At 44.0% G+C, this 17,449-nt stretch carries 19 protein-coding genes and 1 pseudogene; 3 read left to right on the top strand and 17 right to left on the bottom strand.

Features of this window, described 5'->3' with window-relative positions; genetic code table 11:
• Window positions 1-42: 42 nt before the first annotated feature.
• The 4 genes from rplS to rpsP form a co-directional block, all read right to left on the bottom strand.
• Window positions 43-429 (bottom strand): 50S ribosomal protein L19, encoded by a 387-nt coding sequence (gene rplS, locus AOC33_RS04945; protein ID WP_089515436.1) that lies wholly within the window; start codon window positions 427-429, stop codon window positions 43-45.
• Between the two features lie 78 nt (window positions 430-507).
• Window positions 508-1,257, bottom strand: a complete 750-nt coding sequence (gene trmD / locus AOC33_RS04940; RefSeq protein WP_089515435.1) for a tRNA (guanosine(37)-N1)-methyltransferase TrmD — start codon at window positions 1,255-1,257, stop codon at window positions 508-510.
• 18 nt (window positions 1,258-1,275) lie between these two features.
• Window positions 1,276-1,842, bottom strand: a complete 567-nt coding sequence (rimM, locus tag AOC33_RS04935; RefSeq protein ID WP_245835592.1) for a ribosome maturation factor RimM — start codon at window positions 1,840-1,842, stop codon at window positions 1,276-1,278.
• Between the two features lie 26 nt (window positions 1,843-1,868).
• On the bottom strand, window positions 1,869-2,114 hold the full coding sequence (gene rpsP / locus AOC33_RS04930; RefSeq protein ID WP_089515434.1) for a 30S ribosomal protein S16: 246 nt from the start codon (window positions 2,112-2,114) through the stop codon (window positions 1,869-1,871).
• A gap of 78 nt (window positions 2,115-2,192) precedes the next feature.
• On the opposite strand from rpsP, the gene AOC33_RS04925 reads away from it, so the two are divergent.
• Together AOC33_RS04925 and AOC33_RS04920 are read left to right on the top strand one after the other, a co-directional pair.
• Entirely contained in the window at window positions 2,193-2,684 is a 492-nt protein-coding gene (locus tag AOC33_RS04925; RefSeq protein WP_089515433.1) for an META domain-containing protein, read from the top strand.
• A gap of 54 nt (window positions 2,685-2,738) precedes the next feature.
• Window positions 2,739-3,179 carry a hypothetical protein gene (locus tag AOC33_RS04920; RefSeq protein WP_089515432.1) on the top strand — a complete coding sequence of 147 codons (441 nt, stop codon included), beginning with the start codon at window positions 2,739-2,741 and terminating at the stop codon, window positions 3,177-3,179.
• 3 nt (window positions 3,180-3,182) lie between these two features.
• On the opposite strand, the gene AOC33_RS04915 is transcribed toward AOC33_RS04920, so the two are convergent.
• From AOC33_RS04915 to AOC33_RS04905, 3 genes are read right to left on the bottom strand one after another with little or no spacing between them, the layout of a single operon-like run.
• The gene (locus tag AOC33_RS04915; RefSeq protein WP_089515431.1) at window positions 3,183-4,964 is read right to left on the bottom strand and encodes an acyl-CoA dehydrogenase; all 1,782 of its coding nucleotides are present in this window, start codon (window positions 4,962-4,964) and stop codon (window positions 3,183-3,185) included.
• 20 nt (window positions 4,965-4,984) lie between these two features.
• Window positions 4,985-5,926, bottom strand: a complete 942-nt coding sequence (locus tag AOC33_RS04910; RefSeq protein WP_089515430.1) for an electron transfer flavoprotein subunit alpha/FixB family protein — start codon at window positions 5,924-5,926, stop codon at window positions 4,985-4,987.
• The gene (locus AOC33_RS04905; RefSeq protein ID WP_089515429.1) at window positions 5,927-6,676 is read right to left on the bottom strand and encodes an electron transfer flavoprotein subunit beta/FixA family protein; all 750 of its coding nucleotides are present in this window, start codon (window positions 6,674-6,676) and stop codon (window positions 5,927-5,929) included.
• 498 nt (window positions 6,677-7,174) lie between these two features.
• On the opposite strand from AOC33_RS04905, the gene mltB reads away from it, so the two are divergent.
• Window positions 7,175-8,230: a lytic murein transglycosylase B gene (gene mltB, locus AOC33_RS04900; RefSeq protein WP_245835591.1), complete on the top strand. Its 1,056-nt coding sequence runs from the start codon at window positions 7,175-7,177 to the stop codon at window positions 8,228-8,230.
• 85 nt (window positions 8,231-8,315) lie between these two features.
• On the opposite strand, the gene cysM is transcribed toward mltB, so the two are convergent.
• The 10 genes and pseudogenes from cysM to AOC33_RS04850 form a co-directional block, all read right to left on the bottom strand.
• Complete coding sequence (gene cysM, locus AOC33_RS04895; protein ID WP_089515428.1) at window positions 8,316-9,233, bottom strand: cysteine synthase CysM; 918 nt, start codon at window positions 9,231-9,233, stop codon at window positions 8,316-8,318.
• 63 nt (window positions 9,234-9,296) lie between these two features.
• The gene (locus AOC33_RS04890; protein WP_245835590.1) at window positions 9,297-9,791 is read right to left on the bottom strand and encodes a ComEA family DNA-binding protein; all 495 of its coding nucleotides are present in this window, start codon (window positions 9,789-9,791) and stop codon (window positions 9,297-9,299) included.
• A gap of 88 nt (window positions 9,792-9,879) precedes the next feature.
• Window positions 9,880-10,899, bottom strand: coding sequence for an ADP-glyceromanno-heptose 6-epimerase (gene rfaD / locus AOC33_RS04885; protein WP_089515427.1), 1,020 nt, complete (start codon window positions 10,897-10,899; stop codon window positions 9,880-9,882).
• Window positions 10,896-11,837, bottom strand: coding sequence for a D-glycero-beta-D-manno-heptose-7-phosphate kinase (gene rfaE1, locus AOC33_RS04880; protein WP_089515426.1), 942 nt, complete (start codon window positions 11,835-11,837; stop codon window positions 10,896-10,898). Before rfaE1 ends, rfaD begins: the two co-directional genes overlap by 4 nt.
• A gap of 84 nt (window positions 11,838-11,921) precedes the next feature.
• Window positions 11,922-13,133, bottom strand: a complete 1,212-nt coding sequence (gene lapB, locus AOC33_RS04875; RefSeq protein ID WP_180738107.1) for a lipopolysaccharide assembly protein LapB — start codon at window positions 13,131-13,133, stop codon at window positions 11,922-11,924.
• A 6-nt stretch (window positions 13,134-13,139) separates the two neighbouring features.
• On the bottom strand, window positions 13,140-13,379 hold the full coding sequence (locus tag AOC33_RS04870) for a lipopolysaccharide assembly protein LapA domain-containing protein (RefSeq protein ID WP_089515424.1): 240 nt from the start codon (window positions 13,377-13,379) through the stop codon (window positions 13,140-13,142).
• Between the two features lie 26 nt (window positions 13,380-13,405).
• Window positions 13,406-13,711 (bottom strand): annotated as a pseudogene (locus tag AOC33_RS04865) (integration host factor subunit beta); the annotation flags it as partial.
• 89 nt (window positions 13,712-13,800) lie between these two features.
• Window positions 13,801-15,477 (bottom strand): 30S ribosomal protein S1, encoded by a 1,677-nt coding sequence (gene rpsA / locus AOC33_RS04860; RefSeq protein WP_089515422.1) that lies wholly within the window; start codon window positions 15,475-15,477, stop codon window positions 13,801-13,803.
• Window positions 15,478-15,585: 108 nt separating this feature from the next.
• Complete coding sequence (gene cmk, locus AOC33_RS04855) at window positions 15,586-16,257, bottom strand: (d)CMP kinase (protein ID WP_089515421.1); 672 nt, start codon at window positions 16,255-16,257, stop codon at window positions 15,586-15,588.
• Window positions 16,258-16,331: 74 nt separating this feature from the next.
• Window positions 16,332-17,447, bottom strand: a complete 1,116-nt coding sequence (locus AOC33_RS04850; protein ID WP_089515420.1) for an NAD(P)/FAD-dependent oxidoreductase — start codon at window positions 17,445-17,447, stop codon at window positions 16,332-16,334.
• Between the last annotated feature and the right edge of the window lie 2 nt (window positions 17,448-17,449).

The raw sequence follows: 17,449 nt of genomic DNA, 5'->3' as shown, positions 1-17,449 counted from the left end.
AAAGGCAGCCAAGGCTGCCTTTGTATAAAGAATTGCAACTGATTACTCAGCCACAACTTCTTTTGTACGAGCTTGTAGCTTCTCTTTGATACGTGCTGATTTACCAGAACGATCACGCAAGTAGTACAACTTAGCACGACGTACATCACCGCGACGCTTAACTTCTACGCTAGCGATCAATGGTGAGTAAGTTTGGAATGTACGCTCAATACCTTCGCCAGATGAAATCTTACGAACGATGAAGCTTGAGTTCAAACCACGATTGCGTTTAGCAATCACAACACCTTCGTAAGCCTGCACACGTTTACGAGTACCTTCAACCACGTTAACGTTTACAACAACTGTATCGCCAGGTGCAAACGCAGGTAGCGTTTTATTGGCTGTTAGGCGAGCAATCTCTTCTTGCTCAATTGATTCAATAATGTTCATTACAACTCCTATAGCATCGTACCAACGTTGTATTCCGAATAAACGGACTTGGTAGAGGATGCGGTTTAAAACCCTGTTTTATTTTTGCAAAGAGGCTAAAAAAGCTTCATCTGCAGAACTCAACAAGCCTTGCTGACGTGCCTGAATAATTAAATCAGGTCGTCGCTTTAACGTCAGCTCCAAAGATTGTTTCCGACGGTAATCCGCTATTTTAGCGTGATGTCCGCCTAAAAGCACGTCCGGAACCAATAAATTTTCATAATTTTCGGGCCTGGTGTAGTGAAAACAGTCCAAAAGCCCCTCCATAAAGCTATCTTGGGCCACAGAATCAGCATCTCCAAGGGCTCCAGGGATCAAACGGATCACGGCATCCATCACCGCCATGGCGGGTATTTCACCCCCAGAAACCACAAAATCGCCCAAACTCAGCTCTTCATCCACGCGGCGCTCAACCAAACGCTGATCAATGGCCTCATAACGCCCGCACAAGAGGGTCACAACTCCTAAATCCTTAATATATTGAGCTTTTTTTTGATTGAATCGTTCACCCTGAGGAGATAACAAAATCACTGGACCTTTTTTGGCCGATTTTTCTTGATCTTTTGCTACAGCATCCAGGGTGTCCTCCAGGGGCTTTGCCATCATGACCATGCCAGGGCCACCACCATAGGCGCGGTCATCAACAGTTCGTCTAGCGTCTTGCGTGAAGTCTCTTGGGTTCCATGTGTGGATGCTGGCCAAACCCTGCTCAAAAGCTCTGCCCGTGATCCCCCAAGAGGTCAATGCAGAGAACATTTCAGGGAAGATGGTTACAAGGTCAAAACGCATGGCTTCATCATAAAGAAATCACCAGTCCAACTGCCAATCCACAACGATTTGACGTTCTGGATCATTGGCATCTTTGTTGACTGATTTGATGACAGATTCAATGAATGGGATCAATCGATCTTCTTTTTGTCCTTCAAGCCGCACACACAAAATAGATTGTGCGCCGTTGTCCATCAGATCAACAACCAAGCCCAATGTTTGGCCTTGCTCATTGATCACAGACAAACCAATCAGGTCTACCCAATAGAAACTATCGTCTTCCTCTTCAGGAAAGTCGGCACGACTCACGTAAACCGCCATGCCTTTGATAGCAAGGGCTTGATCGCGATCATTGATGTCTTCTAAACCGAGAAGGATTTGCCCACTGTGTTCTTTGGCAGTTTTAACAACCATAGGTCGAGCCAAGTCCGCCAAGGCTGGGGGCTTAGATAACCAAACAAGCGGCGCTGAGAATAAAGCTAAGGGCTCTTTTGAATAAGGCTTGATTTTCACCAAACCTCTGATCCCTTGAGCGTCGAGCACATGCCCGACAAGAACTAGGTCAGATGGAGAACTCGTTGCAGTACTTTTCATTGCAGTACTCATGAGAGCCTCCATCAACCAAGACTTACTTAGGCCTTAGGAGCACCCTTGAGTAAACGTGCTACTGTTGGTGACAACTGAGCACCAACGCCTTGCCAATAAGTCAAACGGTCCTGAGCAACGCGGAAACCTTGTTCAGTTTCTACTGCGCCAGGATTGTAATAGCCGATGCGCTCGATAAAGTTCGAGTCACGGCGATTGCGTTTGTCTGTAGCTACGATGCTAAAGAATGGACGGTTTTTAGAACCGCCACGTGCGAGTCGAATGACGACCATGTGATTTCCTTACAATGCTGAAATAAACCACGTATTCTATCGCAGAATTGCTCAGAAGACTAAAATTTAAAGGTAAGCATGACTAATTTAAGACCATCGACCCTATTTTTGATACTTCTGGCCAGTTCCAGCCTATTTCTGGGTGCCTGTACCCAAGTCATGCCGCCCTGTAATGCCGTAAATGCCCCAGCCATCCTAGATGTACAAGCCAGCCAATGGACCTTGATCAGGTGGCATTACACGAGCCCCAATGATGGAAAAACCCGCCAAAGATCAATTCCATATGGTGAAAATAAGACTTCTTTGAGCTTAAACTTTTCACCTGATGGCAAATCTGTCAGTGGCTACTCAGGCTGCAATCTTTACACCGCTCAAGTTCAAGTTGGGGATAAAGGCTTTGTCATAGAAAAAATAGCCAGCACCCGCAAAGCTTGCGATCCTGCCGCAAGCGACCTGGAATATAAATTTTTGAGTCATTTAGGTAACTATCGAAGCATGGTGCGCGATGGTGATCGACTTTTGATCATGACCCGTGACAATGAAGTATTGAGTTTTTCACTCAAAAACTGAAGGCTTTAATAAAGTGGTTTTAACGCTGTCTCATTAAATCAATACAATCAGTCCATGCATAAAAATAAATTTCTCTTTTGCGCTTTGGGTCTTTTTTTTCCGGGCACTGGTTTCAATGTCTTTTACCTAAAAGGTCTAGGTAGTCCATGGGCTTGGTTGCAAATGGTCAGTTTATTTGCAGGTATTTTGGGATGGAAGTTATTGGCTGCCAGTGATATGTCCTCTGCCCTCGGTTGGATTTTGGCAGCTGCTGGATTCATTGCCCTTGAAGCTAGCTGGTTAACCACGATTGTGTTTGGTTTGAGACCTGATGAGAAATGGGATGCTCAATTCAACGCTAACAGCGGACAGAAAAGTGCCTCAGGCTGGTTAGTGATTTTGTGCGTCATCGCTTCTTTGATGATTGGTGCGGCAATCTTAATGATTGGATTAGCGATTGCGTTCGAGCAACACTTCCTCAGTCAATTTGAAGCCGCCAAAAAAATATCTCAGTGATAATTAAAACTGATCAGCCCTTAATTGGTTGACTGAACGCCCGCCATTAATGACAGCAGAAGCCATACCTGGAACTTGGCTTAAAAGATGTTCAGCATAAAAATAAGCAGTGCCAATTTTTGCAGAGTAGAAATCAGGATCCTCAGACAATCTATCCTCAGAAACCAATAAAGCCCTTGCCATTTGCCAGCCTGACAATAAAGTTCCAGCCAATTTTAAATAGGTTGTTGCTCCAGCGAAAACATCTTTTATCTCAGATTTAAAATTAGCCACAATATGAGCAACAACAGATTCATATGAAATTCTGGCAGCATTTAAATGCTTCAGCATTGCTGCTGCCTCTATAGATCCGCTAGCTTTCAGTTGATTTTCAGTTTCCTGAATCAATGATGCAATTGATTGAGCAACCTGCCCACCATCTCGGTAAGTTTTACGGCCAATCAAATCATTCGCTTGAATGGCTGTAGTACCCTCATAAATCGGTAAGATACGCGCATCTCGATAATGTTGAGCAGCGCCGGTCTCTTCAATGAAACCCATACCGCCATGCACTTGAATACCTAGACTGGTTACCTCAACAGACATTTCAGTTGAAAACCCCTTAATGATCGGCACCAAGTATTCATAAAAGGCTGCATTTTTTTGTCGGATATTTTGATCAGTGGAATGATGAGCTTGATCACTGGCTGCTGCAGCCACATAAGCTATCGCTCGAGCACCTTCAGTATAGGCACGCATAGTCATCAACATGCGCTTAACGTCAGGGTGATGAATGATCGTGACTGGCTCTGCTGACCCAGTTAAGTCTTTTGACTGAGCTCGATCATTGGCATACCAAACTGCCTGCTGATATGCCCGATCTGCAATAGCAACTCCTTGCATACCAACCGCAAAACGTGCCGCATTCATCATGATGAACATGTACTCTAGACCGCGGTTTTCCTCACCAACAAGATAACCAACTGCACCGCCATGATCTCCAAATTGAAGAACAGCTGTAGGACTGGCCTTAATTCCTAATTTATGTTCAATAGATACACATTGAACATCATTACGCTCTCCTAATGATCCATCTTCATGAACCATGAACTTTGGCACCACAAACAATGAAATTCCTTTAACACCCTCAGGAGCTCCTGGGCAACGAGCTAGCACTAAATGGATGATGTTCTCAGCCATATCATGTTCACCGTATGTGATGTAAATTTTTGTCCCAAAAATTTTATAACTTCCATCACCTTGTAACTCAGCCTTGGTCCTAACGGCGGCCAAATCAGAACCGGCTTGGGGCTCTGTTAGATTCATGGTACCAGTCCACTCTCCAAGAATCATTTTAGGAATATAACGTTCCTTCAATTCTGAGCTGGCTGCAGTTAATAAAGCTTCTATCGCACCATCCGTCAACATAGGGCAAAGTGCAAACGACATATTTGCAGCATGTAACATTTCTGCGCATGGTGTTGCAATTGCTTTAGGAAATCCTTGACCGCCAAATTCAACGGGGTGGATGACCCCTTGCCAACCAGCTTCACCAAATTGCTGAAAAGCTTCTTTAAAACCTGGCGTTGTTATAACCTCACCATTCAGTAAGTGACTCGGGTTTTGATCACCAGTCCAATTCAATGGTGCCAAAACTTCACCACAAAACTTTCCAGACTCCTCAAGAACTGCAGAGGCAGTTTCTAAATCATAATCTTCAAAACCAGGTAGCTGGTTAATCTTATCAATCTCAGAAATATTCTCAAGAACAAACAGCATGTCTTTTACTGGTGCTTTATAACTCATTATCTGCCTCTAAAAATCAACTAGCCTAATTCGGAAATAAGTTCAGGAATAGCAGTGAATAAATCGGCCACCAACCCATAATCTGCAACACCAAATATAGGCGCGTCAGCATCTTTGTTAATAGCAACTATGATCTTTGAATCCTTCATGCCAGCCAAATGCTGAATTGCCCCTGAAATGCCAACAGCAATATAAAGTTGAGGAGCCACAATTTTTCCGGTTTGACCTACTTGATAATCATTTGGTACATAACCAGCGTCAACCGCTGCCCTGGATGCGCCCAAAGCAGCACCCAACTTATCAGCCAAAGGCTCCAGTAATTCATGATACTTTTCTGCAGAGCCCAAACCTCGACCACCAGATACCACCACTTTGGCAGCAGACAATTCTGGACGATCAGATTGATTAATTTCTTTGGAAATAAATGCAGAAATTGCTGAATCAGCGACCGCAGAGATTTTTTCAATCACAGCATTACCGCCCGCATTAGCCACCGGATCAAATCCAGTTGTGCGCACAGTGATTACCTTAATAGGATCACCAGATTGAACAGTGGCTATTGCGTTACCTGCATAGATAGGTCTCTCAAAAGTATCAGCACTGAGCACCTTCATGATGTCGGACACTTGAGCCACGTCTAATTTCGCGGCCACTCTTGGCAGGGTATTTTTACCAATCGCTGTGGCTGGCGCCAACACATGAGAATAAGCAGAACCTGCAGTCAAAGCCAAGATTTGCTCCGCCAAGTTTTCACCTAATTGATATTGCAAATGTGGTGCATCTGCATGAATGACTTTGGAAACCCCGGGAATTTGAGATGCAGCTTGAGCGACAGCATCTGCTTGATATCCAGCAATCAAAATATGCACATCACCACCACACAAAAGAGCTGCTGCAACAGTATTAAGAGTAGCGGCCTTCAAAGAAAGATTGTCGTGTTCTGCTATTACTAAAATAGTCATTTAGATTACCTTTGCTTCATTTTTAAGTTTATCAACCAGCGCTTTAACATCTGCAACCATCACCCCAGCACTGCGTGTCGGAGGCTCGGCGACTTTAATGGTTGTGATGCGCGGCGCAACATCAACCGACAAATCCTCTGGTTTTAAAATATCCAATGGTTTCTTTTTGGCTTTCATGATGTTAGGCAACGTGACGTAGCGTGGCTCATTCAAGCGCAAATCAGTGGTAATAACAGCAGGTAAATTAATTGAAATAGTCTCTAGGCCGCCATCAACTTCACGCGTAACAATCGCTTTACCATCAGCAAGTTGAACCTTTGAGGCAAAAGTTGCTTGAGAGACATTCAATAAAGCCGCCAACATTTGGCCAGTTTGATTGCTGTCATCATCAATTGCTTGCTTACCCAAGATAATTAAATCAGGCTGCTCCTTACCAACAATTGCTTTTAATAATTTAGCAACAGCCAAAGGCTGTAACTCAGCCTCTGTCTCAACCAGAATACCTCTATCAGCACCAATCGCCATGGCTGTACGAATTGTTTCTTGAGATTGAGTCGACCCACAAGAAACTGCAATGATTTCAGAAACAAGGCCTGCCTCTTTGAGACGCACAGCTTCTTCAACTGCAATTTCATCAAAGGGATTCATGCTCATTTTTACGTTTGCAATATCAACGCCTGATTGATCAGATTTGACACGCACTTTTACGTTGTAATCCACAACACGCTTAACAGCTACTAAAATTTTCATAACGACTCTTGTTCTTTATTGTTAAAAGATTTAATCAGACCAATGAATTCAAATGACTTTGAAGTTGCCAAGTCGATTTGCGTAATAGCATTTCTAACCTTGCAATTTTAATACACCTAAAAAAATTCTGACATCACAAAGTGCGACTTCTGATAAAAAAATAATTGCTGATAAAGTCCTACTGCATAAGCGTTTTCAAGCTCAAACGTCCATCTTAGGTTAAGTATGAAAATCTATCAGGAAAGTACTGCTTGATTAGAGTCATCAAATGCTGTTTAAATGACAATCATGACGTCAAACACAATAATGCAATACAAATTTCATTCACCCCTTCACAATGTTTTAAATTTGATTAACACCACGCCCCTCGTAAACAGATTATTCAAAATGATGGCCGGCAGTCTTTTTGCCATCCTCTTATCATCCTGTGCGAATTTAAATCATAGTGACCCCATTTCATCAAATGGATCAAACCAAAATGTCATTTCAGCGAAAGTCATGACGGATTCAGAATCAATCAACTCAGATTCATTGCAAAGTTTTTTAGAAAAAGTATCAAAAAATCATCAAATTCCTTTGAATGATCTAAAGCTAGCTTTTGAAGATACGAAAGCGATCCCATCTATTAAAAAATTGGTCATGCCTCCACCCCCAGGCTTTCAAAAGAATTGGAATGTCTATCGCAGCAGATTTGTTGAACCCAGGCGTCTAGCTGCAGGTCAGAAGTTTTGGGTGACCCATCGCTCCTTCATCGAAAAAACTGAAAAAGAAACTGGTGTTCCAGCAGAAATCATCGTATCAATCATTGGCGTCGAAACTATCTATGGTCGCCACATGGGGGGATTCTCTGTTCGCGATACCCTCAGCACCCTTGGATTTGACTATCCCAACACTCCTAACAAGATAGCCAGAGAAACTCTTTTCAAGAATCAGTTAGAAGATTTAATCTTACTTTGTTGGGCAGAGAACCGCCAAGCAAAGCCATTCAAAACTTGTTTGAACCAAACTGGATCCTATGCAGGAGCCATCGGCTTACCTCAGTTCATGCCTGGCAGCATCAGGCGCTTTGCCGTAGATGGCAATAAAGATGGCAAGATTGATTTAAGAAATTCACCAGAAGATGCGATTGCCAGCGTGGCCAACTTCTTAAAAGTACATGGTTGGGTTCAGGATGAATCCATTTACCTTGATATTGAAAGTGGCCAGTCCGCTCAAGACAATGCCGCACGTTTGGCGGATGGAGAACCAAAGGCAAAGCTTCAATTGGGTGAACTGATCAACCAAGGTCTATTGAAACAAAGCTCATTACCCGCCAATACACCAAGCTTGATTGTTGACCTACCAAGTCCTGGTAATAACGGTGGCACAGATGTTCGTTATGTGATTGGCCTACGCAACTTCTTAGCCATTTGTGATTACAACCGCAGCTTTTTTTACGCCCAATCAGTCGCGGAGTTTGCCGAAGCTTTAAATGATGTGAGACCGACTGGGGATGTGGCTAAAAAAGCGACGAAAAAGCCTAAAAACAACAAAAAGGCTGCCAAAAAAAAGTAACTCTTCTGGTTCATCAAGCAGTAAAGCAACAGCCAACAAGTCAGCCAGCCAATAAGCTCAATATTCTTAAAATAAATACGCTTAGTTAAGCTGGGAAAACACCGGTTGATAGATAGCGGTCGCCGCGATCACAGACAATGAACACGATCGTGGCATTTTCAATTCTTTCGGCCACTCTCAAAGCCACAACCAAAGCACCCGCTGCTGAGATGCCGCAAAAAATACCCTCTTCCCTTGCTAATCGACGAGCCATGTCTTCTGCCGCAGCCTGACTAACGTATTCGATACGATCTACCTTAGCATCTGCATAGATTTTAGGAATGTATTCAGGAGACCATTTACGAATACCCGGTATTTGCGAACCATCCTCTGGCTGCGCTCCGATAATTTGAATGTTTGCGTTCTTTTCTTTTAAGTAGACCGATACACCCGTGATTGTTCCAGTTGTACCCATCGCAGAAATAAAGTGCGTCACCTGACCTTGAGTGTCTTCCCAAATCTCAGGGCCTGTTGATTCAATATGAGCCTTGGGATTATCTTTATTGCCAAACTGATCGAGGATTTTCCCTTTGCCATCCTTTTGTAATTGCTCTGCATAATCTCTTGCGTACTCCATACCACCCGTGGCCGGAGTCAAGATTAACTCAGCGCCATAGGCTGACATACTTTGGCGACGCTCAATACTCTGATTCTCAGGCATCACCAAAATCATTTTATAACCCAAGATGGCTGCAACCATGGCCAAAGCTATTCCAGTGTTGCCACTGGTTGCTTCAATCAGGGTATCGCCAGGACTGATATCGCCTCGCTCTTCGGCGCGCATGAACATCGATAAAGCTGGTCGATCCTTGACCGAGCCAGCTGGATTATTACCTTCTAACTTGCCCAAAATAACGTTATTACGCTCTACATTGCCAGCTCCAGGTATGCGCTGTAAACGCACCAATGGGGTATGGCCAACAGTTTGGGCAATGGTCGGGTAGTTTGGACGTGAAGTAGACATATGACCCCTATCTTAATGTATTTTGAACAAGGTCATATGCCAATTATTTATAAGCTTATAGGCTTAGGAAGCTTCTCTACCTTTCTGATTATTTTGCCCACCTTCTTTTGTGTCTTCCTTAGCTTTTCTACTTTGCTTGGCTGTTTTTTCTGAACTGGCTTTTTCTGACTTCTCTTTTTGGGCAGCTTCTTTTTCTTTATCTGCGGTTCTTTTAGATGAAGTTTCTTTGGTCTTGGTTGTCGACTTGTCCTTGACTGGCCCTGCAACAGTTTTATTATTAATGGTTAAACCATTTTGCATCAAGCGTTCCACAGTTTTTTCTCCAATACCTTTGACTCTGGTATGAAGGTCAGTCGAATCTTTGAATGGTCCATTCTTTTTTCGTTCAAGCAAAATAGCTTTTGCTTTAGATGGCCCCAGGCCGCGCACGGACTCTAATGCCGCCTGATCAGCAGAGTTGATTTCTACTTTAGCGAAGGCGTGACCGCTCAATAAAAAAAGTCCCACAAACGCTGCCATGATGAAATTGATGATTGGTTGAAATACTTTTAAAAACATTCAGACTCCTTTAATGAAAAAGCTCCATCGATTGATGGAGCCTCTTCTTAACGAGTCGCCCACTGGGTGGTTGACGTTTTTTTACTGCTTACATGGGCTGTGCAAGAAAATCAGAATTTTCTGACAACCACGTCATGTATTTGCTGACACCCTGCTCAACCGTGAGGAAGTCTTCTTGATACCCTGCAGATCTCAAATTTGTTAAATCAGCTTGAGTGAATGACTGGTACTTACCTTTCAGGGCCTCCGGGAATGGCACGTACTCAAGCAATCTCTCATCCACCAAATCAGATAAGGACATTTCAGCATGGCCATGTATTTTTCTCAAAGAGTTGATCACTGATTTGGCTACATCATTGAATGGTTGTGCGCGCCCAGTACCCAAATTAAATATGCCACTTTTTTTGGGGTGATCGTGGAAAAATAAATTCACCTTGACCACATCTTCGACAGAAACAAAATCTCTCTTTTGCTCACCTTCTTTGTAGCCATCATATTCACCAAACAATTTAACCAAATTGGCTTCCATGAATTGATGGTAATGATGGAAAGCAACTGAAGCCATCCGACCTTTGTGTGATTCTCTAGGCCCATAAACGTTAAAGTACCTGAATCCAACCACTTGAGCAGTGTTGGCTTCATCTTGCAATCGCTGGCGCACCACTTGATCAAATAAGAATTTTGAGTAGCCATAAACGTTCAATGGCTTCTCAAACTGGCGATCTTCCTTGAACACATCAGAACCACCATATGTGGCCGCAGATGAGGCATACAAAAAAGGTACGTGATGTTCTGTGCAAATATTTAATAAATCAATCGAATAACGGTAGTTATTCGCCATCATGTACTGGCCATCTGTTTCCATGGTGTCTGAACAGGCGCCTTCATGAAAAACTGCCGTGGCTTTACCGAAGTGCCCTTTAGAAAAAGCTGTCAAGAATTCAGACTTATCCAAATAATCAGCAATCTCTAAATCCGCTAAATTACGATATTTATCAGCTGGGTTTAATTCATCGACTGCGATGATATTTTTGATGCCTCGGGCATTCAAACCCTGAATAATATTTGCGCCAATGAATCCTGCTGCGCCAGTCACAATGTAAGTCATTGCAATTCCTCTAATGAAACAGTTGCTGTGCCCAATTTACCCACCACGATACCACCCGCCTTATTGGCCAAATTCATCGCCTTACCAGGCGCCCAACCAGCAGCCAAGGCAACAGCCATGGCGGCAATCACTGTGTCACCTGCACCTGAGACATCAAACACTTCTCTGGCTTGAGCCTTGACGTGCTCCACACCCTTGGCCGTGAATAAACTCATGCCCTCTTCGGACCGGGTCAAAAGCAAGGCATCCAGTTTCAATGTTTCTCTTAATGCTTGTGCTTTTTTTGTCAAATCTGCTTCATCCTTCCAACGCCCAACGACCTCACGAAGTTCTGCCCGATTAGGCGTGATCATGGAAGCTGATTGGTACTTACTGTAATCATCTCCCTTGGGGTCTACCAGAACAAACTTGCCAGCTGCTTTTGCAGCCGCAATCATTTGTGTGACATGAGTCAAACCGCCCTTGCCATAGTCAGAGAAAACAACTGCATCAACGTCGTTTAATAAAGATTGGAATTGCTCCAATTTATTCAATAGAGCTTCATGTGTTGGAGCTTTTTCAAAATCCAAACGAATCAGTTGTTGTTGACGGGCAACAACCCTTAATTTAACTGTGGTTTTTAGATTTGGGTCGCGTTGCAAATAACTTTTAACGCCTTGCTCTTGCAACAAGCGCTCAATTATTTTTCCAGACTCATCATCACCTACCACGCCCAAAATTGAAATTTGCGCGCCCACACTGGCAGCATTTCTGGCAACGTTTGCAGCACCACCCAAGCGCTCATCTTCCTTGCTCACCAAAACAACTGGTACCGGAGCTTCTGGAGAAATTCTTTCGGTATCACCAAACCAATAACGATCCAACATAACATCGCCCACAATCAATAAGCGAGCTTTTTTAAATGCTTGAATATCGGATGAAGAAAGTTGAATGTCCATGGCGATTAATTTTCTTTTAAATATTTTGGATGTTTTTTATGTTTTGGATCATTTAGCTATTTATATTGACTCAATATAGCAGGCTTACATGGATGGACCCGAAGGAGCAGATCCTTCACCGCGTCTTGGAGAATAAGCTTCCCAATGATTGCACCCTGGGCACTGCCAATAAAAACGCTTGGCTCTGAATCCGCAATTACCGCAAGTGTAGCGAGCCAGAGTATTGGTTCTTTGTTTCAATAAATCCAAGGATGCTTTGAATTCTTGAGCGGCTTTGGTGTCCTTAGCCACCTCAGCCATGGTCAAGCGAGCCTGAGCTCTCAGAGCCATGGCGCTTAAGCTAGGTGTATGGCGCATCACTTCGGTCATCAAAGATTCAGCCTGAGGCACTCCGCGCAGAGCCATCACATGTTTAAAAGTGATATCAAGAAGCTCTCCACCAGCTTGGGTTTCTAATGTATCTATAAGCACTTGCAGGCCTTCTTCAACCTTACCAAGAACTTGATGGACATTGATCCAACGATTGGCCAATAAATGTAGGTAAGCCGGGTGATTCTTGGCAATCAGCGACCAAACCTCAATAGCTTGAGTGAGTTGATTCTGCGCCACCAAACAATCACCTTGCAAAATGATTGCGCGCGGATGATTGGGTGAACTTTGCATAGCCAATTCAACATGCTTTGTGGCAGCAGCAAGATCCTTGCGGCGCAAAGCTTCATCAGCCAACTCACAATGAAAATGAGCGATTTCCTTTTCACGCCCCTTATTTTGCAATGCCTCTAGCTCTTGAGATGCCACAATGGCTTTGGCCCAGTCTTTTTCAACTTGGTACATCTCAAGAAGACTTTCTTTAGCAGGAATACCAAATTTGCTCTGAGGGCTGACGCGATTCAAAGAAGTCTCTGCGCGATCCAATAAACCAGCTCTTAAAAAGTCGCGGCCTAATTCGTAAGCAGCATGATCACGATGTCTTGATGGCAAATCATCTCTGTTTGCTAAGTGTTGATGAACACGAATGGCGCGCTCAGTTTCACCGCGCCTTCTAAACAGACTACCCAACGCAAAATGTAATTCAGTGGTTTCGGGGTCTAGTTGAGCAATTTGAACAAGCGCATCAATGGCTTTATCTGGCTCCTCGTTGAGCAAAAGATTCAAACCTTTGAAAGTTGACTTCTGCTGAGCCAAACGCTCAATTTCATTTTCACGCTTCTCTAAACGCATGTCCCAGCGAGCACCCACCCAACCCAAAGCAAAAATAATTGGGAGGGCAAATAACCACCAGGTTTCTATCTGCAACACGATTTATCTACGATCTTGTTGTGAACGGCGAATCGTCAAACCACTGAGCAAAGTCAGCAAGATGCCCGCTATGAATGCGATGAATAAGACAAGAATCAATGGAATGTCCCAATTGATGCCTGGAATAAGATGAAAATTAACTTGATGTGTATTGCCAAGTGCCAGCAATACTAAAAATATGAAAATAAGGATTCTTCCAATGATCCGCAATGCTCTGAATGCGGCATTCAGAAAAGCGGTCATTCTTTAGAGTCGTCTTTCTTTGGGAAATCAACCCTCTCACGCAACTCTTTGCCCGGTTTGAAGTGCGGTACATGCTTAGCAGGAACCATCACGGCTTCACCAGATTTAGGGTTTCGTCCTTGACGTGGTGGACGGTGGTGCATCACAAAACTGCCAAAGCCACGTAACTCGATCCGTTTGCCTTCGGCCAATGCTTGTGACATGGTGTCGAGCAATGTTTTAACGGCCAACTCTACATCCCGCGGCAATAGCTGTGGGAATGCCTGAGCCAATCGCTCTACCAATTCTGATCGGGTGATTGTGGATGAATCACTGCGTTCTAAATCGTCCATAACTCAACAATATTCTTTTTAATTGGTTTTGAGAATCCCCACCCTTAAAAAGAGCGGGGATTTTCCATTACATTACACCAAAGTAGTTATTAGCTACCCTGATTGTCCATCTTAGCTTTTAGCAATGCACCAAGATTAGTGGTACCTGCACTAGCTTCGTTCTGCAACTTACTCATGGTCTGTTGCTGATCGGCGCTGTCTTTAGCTTTAATAGACAAATTGATACTGCGTGACTTGCGGTCAATATTGATGATCATTGCATTCACAGCGTCACCTTCTTTTAGCAAGTTACGGGCATCTTCAACGCGATCTGTTGAGATTTCAGAAGCGCGCAAATAGCCTTCAACTTCGTCCGCCAACAAAATCACAGCACCCTTAGCATCAACACTCTTCACAGTACCGTCAACGATGCTGCCTTTGTCGCTGGTTGATGTGTAGTTATTGAATGGGTCGCCAGACATCTGTTTGATGCCCAATGAGATACGCTCTTTTTCAACGTCGATAGCCAAAACAACTGTCTCAACTTCGTCACCTTTTTTGTACTTGCGAACAGCTTCTTCGCCAGTCTCTTGCCATGACAAATCTGATAAGTGAACTAGACCATCGATACCGCCTGGCAAGCCAATGAACACGCCAAAGTCAGTGATTGACTTGATCGCGCCAGTTAACTTCTCACCTTTTTGGTGTGCACGAGCAAATTCATCCCATGGATTTGGTTTGCATTGCTTCATACCCAAGCTGATACGACGCTTGTCTTCATCAATATCAAGAACCATTACTTCAACTTCAACGCCCAACTGAACAACTTTGCTTGGCGCAACATTCTTGTTTGTCCAATCCATTTCAGAAACGTGTACCAAACCTTCGATACCAGTTTCAATCTCAACGAATGAACCGTAGTCAGTCAAGTTAGTGACCTTACCGAACAAACGTGTGTTTGGTGGGTAACGACGTGCGATACCTACCCATGGATCATCGCCCAATTGCTTGATACCCAATGACACACGGTTTTTATCTTGATCGTACTTAAGAATTTTTGCTGTTACTTCTTGACCAACAGTCAACATCTCGCTCGGGTGACGAACACGACGCCATGCCAAGTCAGTGATGTGTAACAAGCCGTCAACACCACCAAGATCCACGAACGCGCCGTAGTCAGTGATGTTCTTAACGATACCTTGAACCACAGTACCTTCTTTAAGATTTTGAAGCAATTTAGCGCGCTCTTCACCTTGGCTAGCTTCAACCACTGCGCGACGAGACAACACCACGTTATTACGCTTGCGATCAAGCTTAATAACTTTGAATTCCATTGTTTTGCCTTCGTATGGAGATGTGTCCTTGATAGGACGTGTATCCAACAAAGAACCTGGCAAGAAGGCACGAATACCATTCACCATCACAGTCAAACCACCTTTTACCTTGCCTGTTACAGCACCAGTAACGAGTTCGCCTTGTTCCAAGGCCTTCTCTAGGTTCAACCAAGAAGCTAAACGCTTCGCTTTGTCACGTGACAACACTGTGTCGCCGTAACCGTTTTCTAGAGCGTCAATCGCTACAGAAACGAAATCGCCTGGTTGAACTTCAACTTCACCTTGATCGTTAAGGAATTCCTCAACAGAGATAAAAGCTTCAGATTTCAAACCGGCATTTACCACCACGAAGTTATGATCAATACGCACAACTTCAGCGGAAATAACTTGACCAGCCTTCATATTAGAGCGGGCTAGGGATTCTTCAAATAGAGCTGCAAAAGATTCAGACATGAGTTTTCACTATAAAGCCGTCAAAAGACTCGACGGGTTAGATTGCACATACCAGCACTCGCGTGGCAAGGACTGGCTCCTTGTTTTCCTCAGTGACCTCGAGCTTTTTTAAGAAGCTTGATGCCACTTCAGAACTTGATTCACTGCCTCTTCGATCGTCATTGACGTGGTGTCGAGGTGATGAGCCCCTTCAACAGCCTTTAGTGGCGAATTGCTGCGATTTGCATCGCGTGCATCCCGTTCACGTAAATCCTGCAAAAGGACCTGAATATTAGCAGAAAAGCCCTTAGCTATCAATTGTTTATAGCGTCTATCAGCCCTTGCCTCAGCACTGGCGGTTAAAAAGACTTTGGTGGCAGCATCGGTAAAAATCACGCTCGCCATGTCTCTACCATCTGCCACCAAACCAGGTTTTTGCCTAAAAGCTCGCTGTCTTGAAACCAAAGCATTTCTGACGCCGGTATGAACAGCGACCTCTGAAGCGCGCTTCCCCATCTCTTCTTGGCGTATTTGATCCGTGACATCCTCACCCGCAAGAAATACTCTATCCCCTTGAAAATTAACATTTAAATTTTCAGCAATGGGGATTAAATCAGGCTCAGAGGCTGTTGAAACACCCACCTTGGAGCTGGCCAAACCAACCAGTCGATAAAGAGCACCACTGTCTAAATAGTGATATCCCAAGCGCTCAGCCACTAACTGAGCAACTGTTCCCTTACCAGAGGCAGTGGGTCCATCAATGGCTATCACGGGGATCAAAGTGTTGGAATTTTGGGTCATTTTTGATGATTTTTAGGTTTTTAAGCCTGGATGAAGGCTTTTTTAAAGTATAAATATTTCTTAATGTGAAATGATCAATGCTGTAATTTAGCCACAAAATCAGCCATTGATAGACAAGAAGTGAGCCCCGGAGATTCCATACCAAGCAAATTAATCAATCCAGGCACCCCATGATCATTCTCGGTTTGAATCAAAAAGTCAGCCGATGGATCTTGAGGGCCGCTGATTTTTGGACGAATTCCGGTATACGAAGGGTTCACTTCCTTGTTTAGCACGGCTGGGTAATAGCGAGCGACTGCATCAATGAAACGTTGGCGACGAGAATCATCAAAGGCGTAGTCAACAGAATCGATCCATTCAATGTCAGGTCCGAATCTAACTTGACCACCCATATCCAAAGTGACATGAACACCCAGGTAACCATGACCCGCCACTGGATAAATCAAATGCTTGAATGGACTCTTGCCACTCATCGTGAAGTAATGGCCAATGGCATAGTACGGTTTAGGAATCGCCGATTCCCGAATCCCTTCAATGGATCGCGCAACATCACAAGCATATAAACCTGCGGCATTGATCACCGTTTTTGCCAGTATCAAACTTTGATCGGCATCGCCCAATTGAATTTGAATGCCATTCGACACAGAACGCCCAGAAACCACGGGTGAATTAACAATGAAATTTCCGCCAGCGTTTTCAAAATCACCCAACAGTGAGAGCATCAAAGCATGACTGTCGATGATCCCTGAGCTTGGCGAGAAAACAGCGCCAAACGCTTGCACTTCGGGTTCCAATTCTTTCAACTCTGCCTGACTGATTCTTCTTAAATCATCAACACCATTGGCTCGAGCAGATTCAATGTATGCATCTAATTTATTTAACTCGTCTTCTTGACTGGCCACAATGAGCTTGCCAATTTGTTGATGAGGAATTGATCTTTCTTTTGCGTAGGCATACAACATCTGCTTGCCTTGGACGCAATGAAACGCTTTAAGAGAACCTGCCGGATAGTAGATACCTGCGTGGATTACCTCAGAGTTTCTAGAACTCGTTTCCATACCAAAGGCATCATTTCTCTCTAAAAGAATGACTTCACGACCTTCGAGTTGAAGTTTTCTGGCCACAGCCAGACCGATCACTCCCGCACCAATAACGATGACATCGCATTCAAAGTCATGTGCGGTTTTCATGA

It is taken from the genome of Polynucleobacter cosmopolitanus (genome assembly GCF_002224225.1).
In the GTDB taxonomy this organism is placed as follows: domain Bacteria; phylum Pseudomonadota; class Gammaproteobacteria; order Burkholderiales; family Burkholderiaceae; genus Polynucleobacter; species Polynucleobacter cosmopolitanus.
This window is presented reverse-complemented; position numbering and strand designations above follow the sequence as displayed.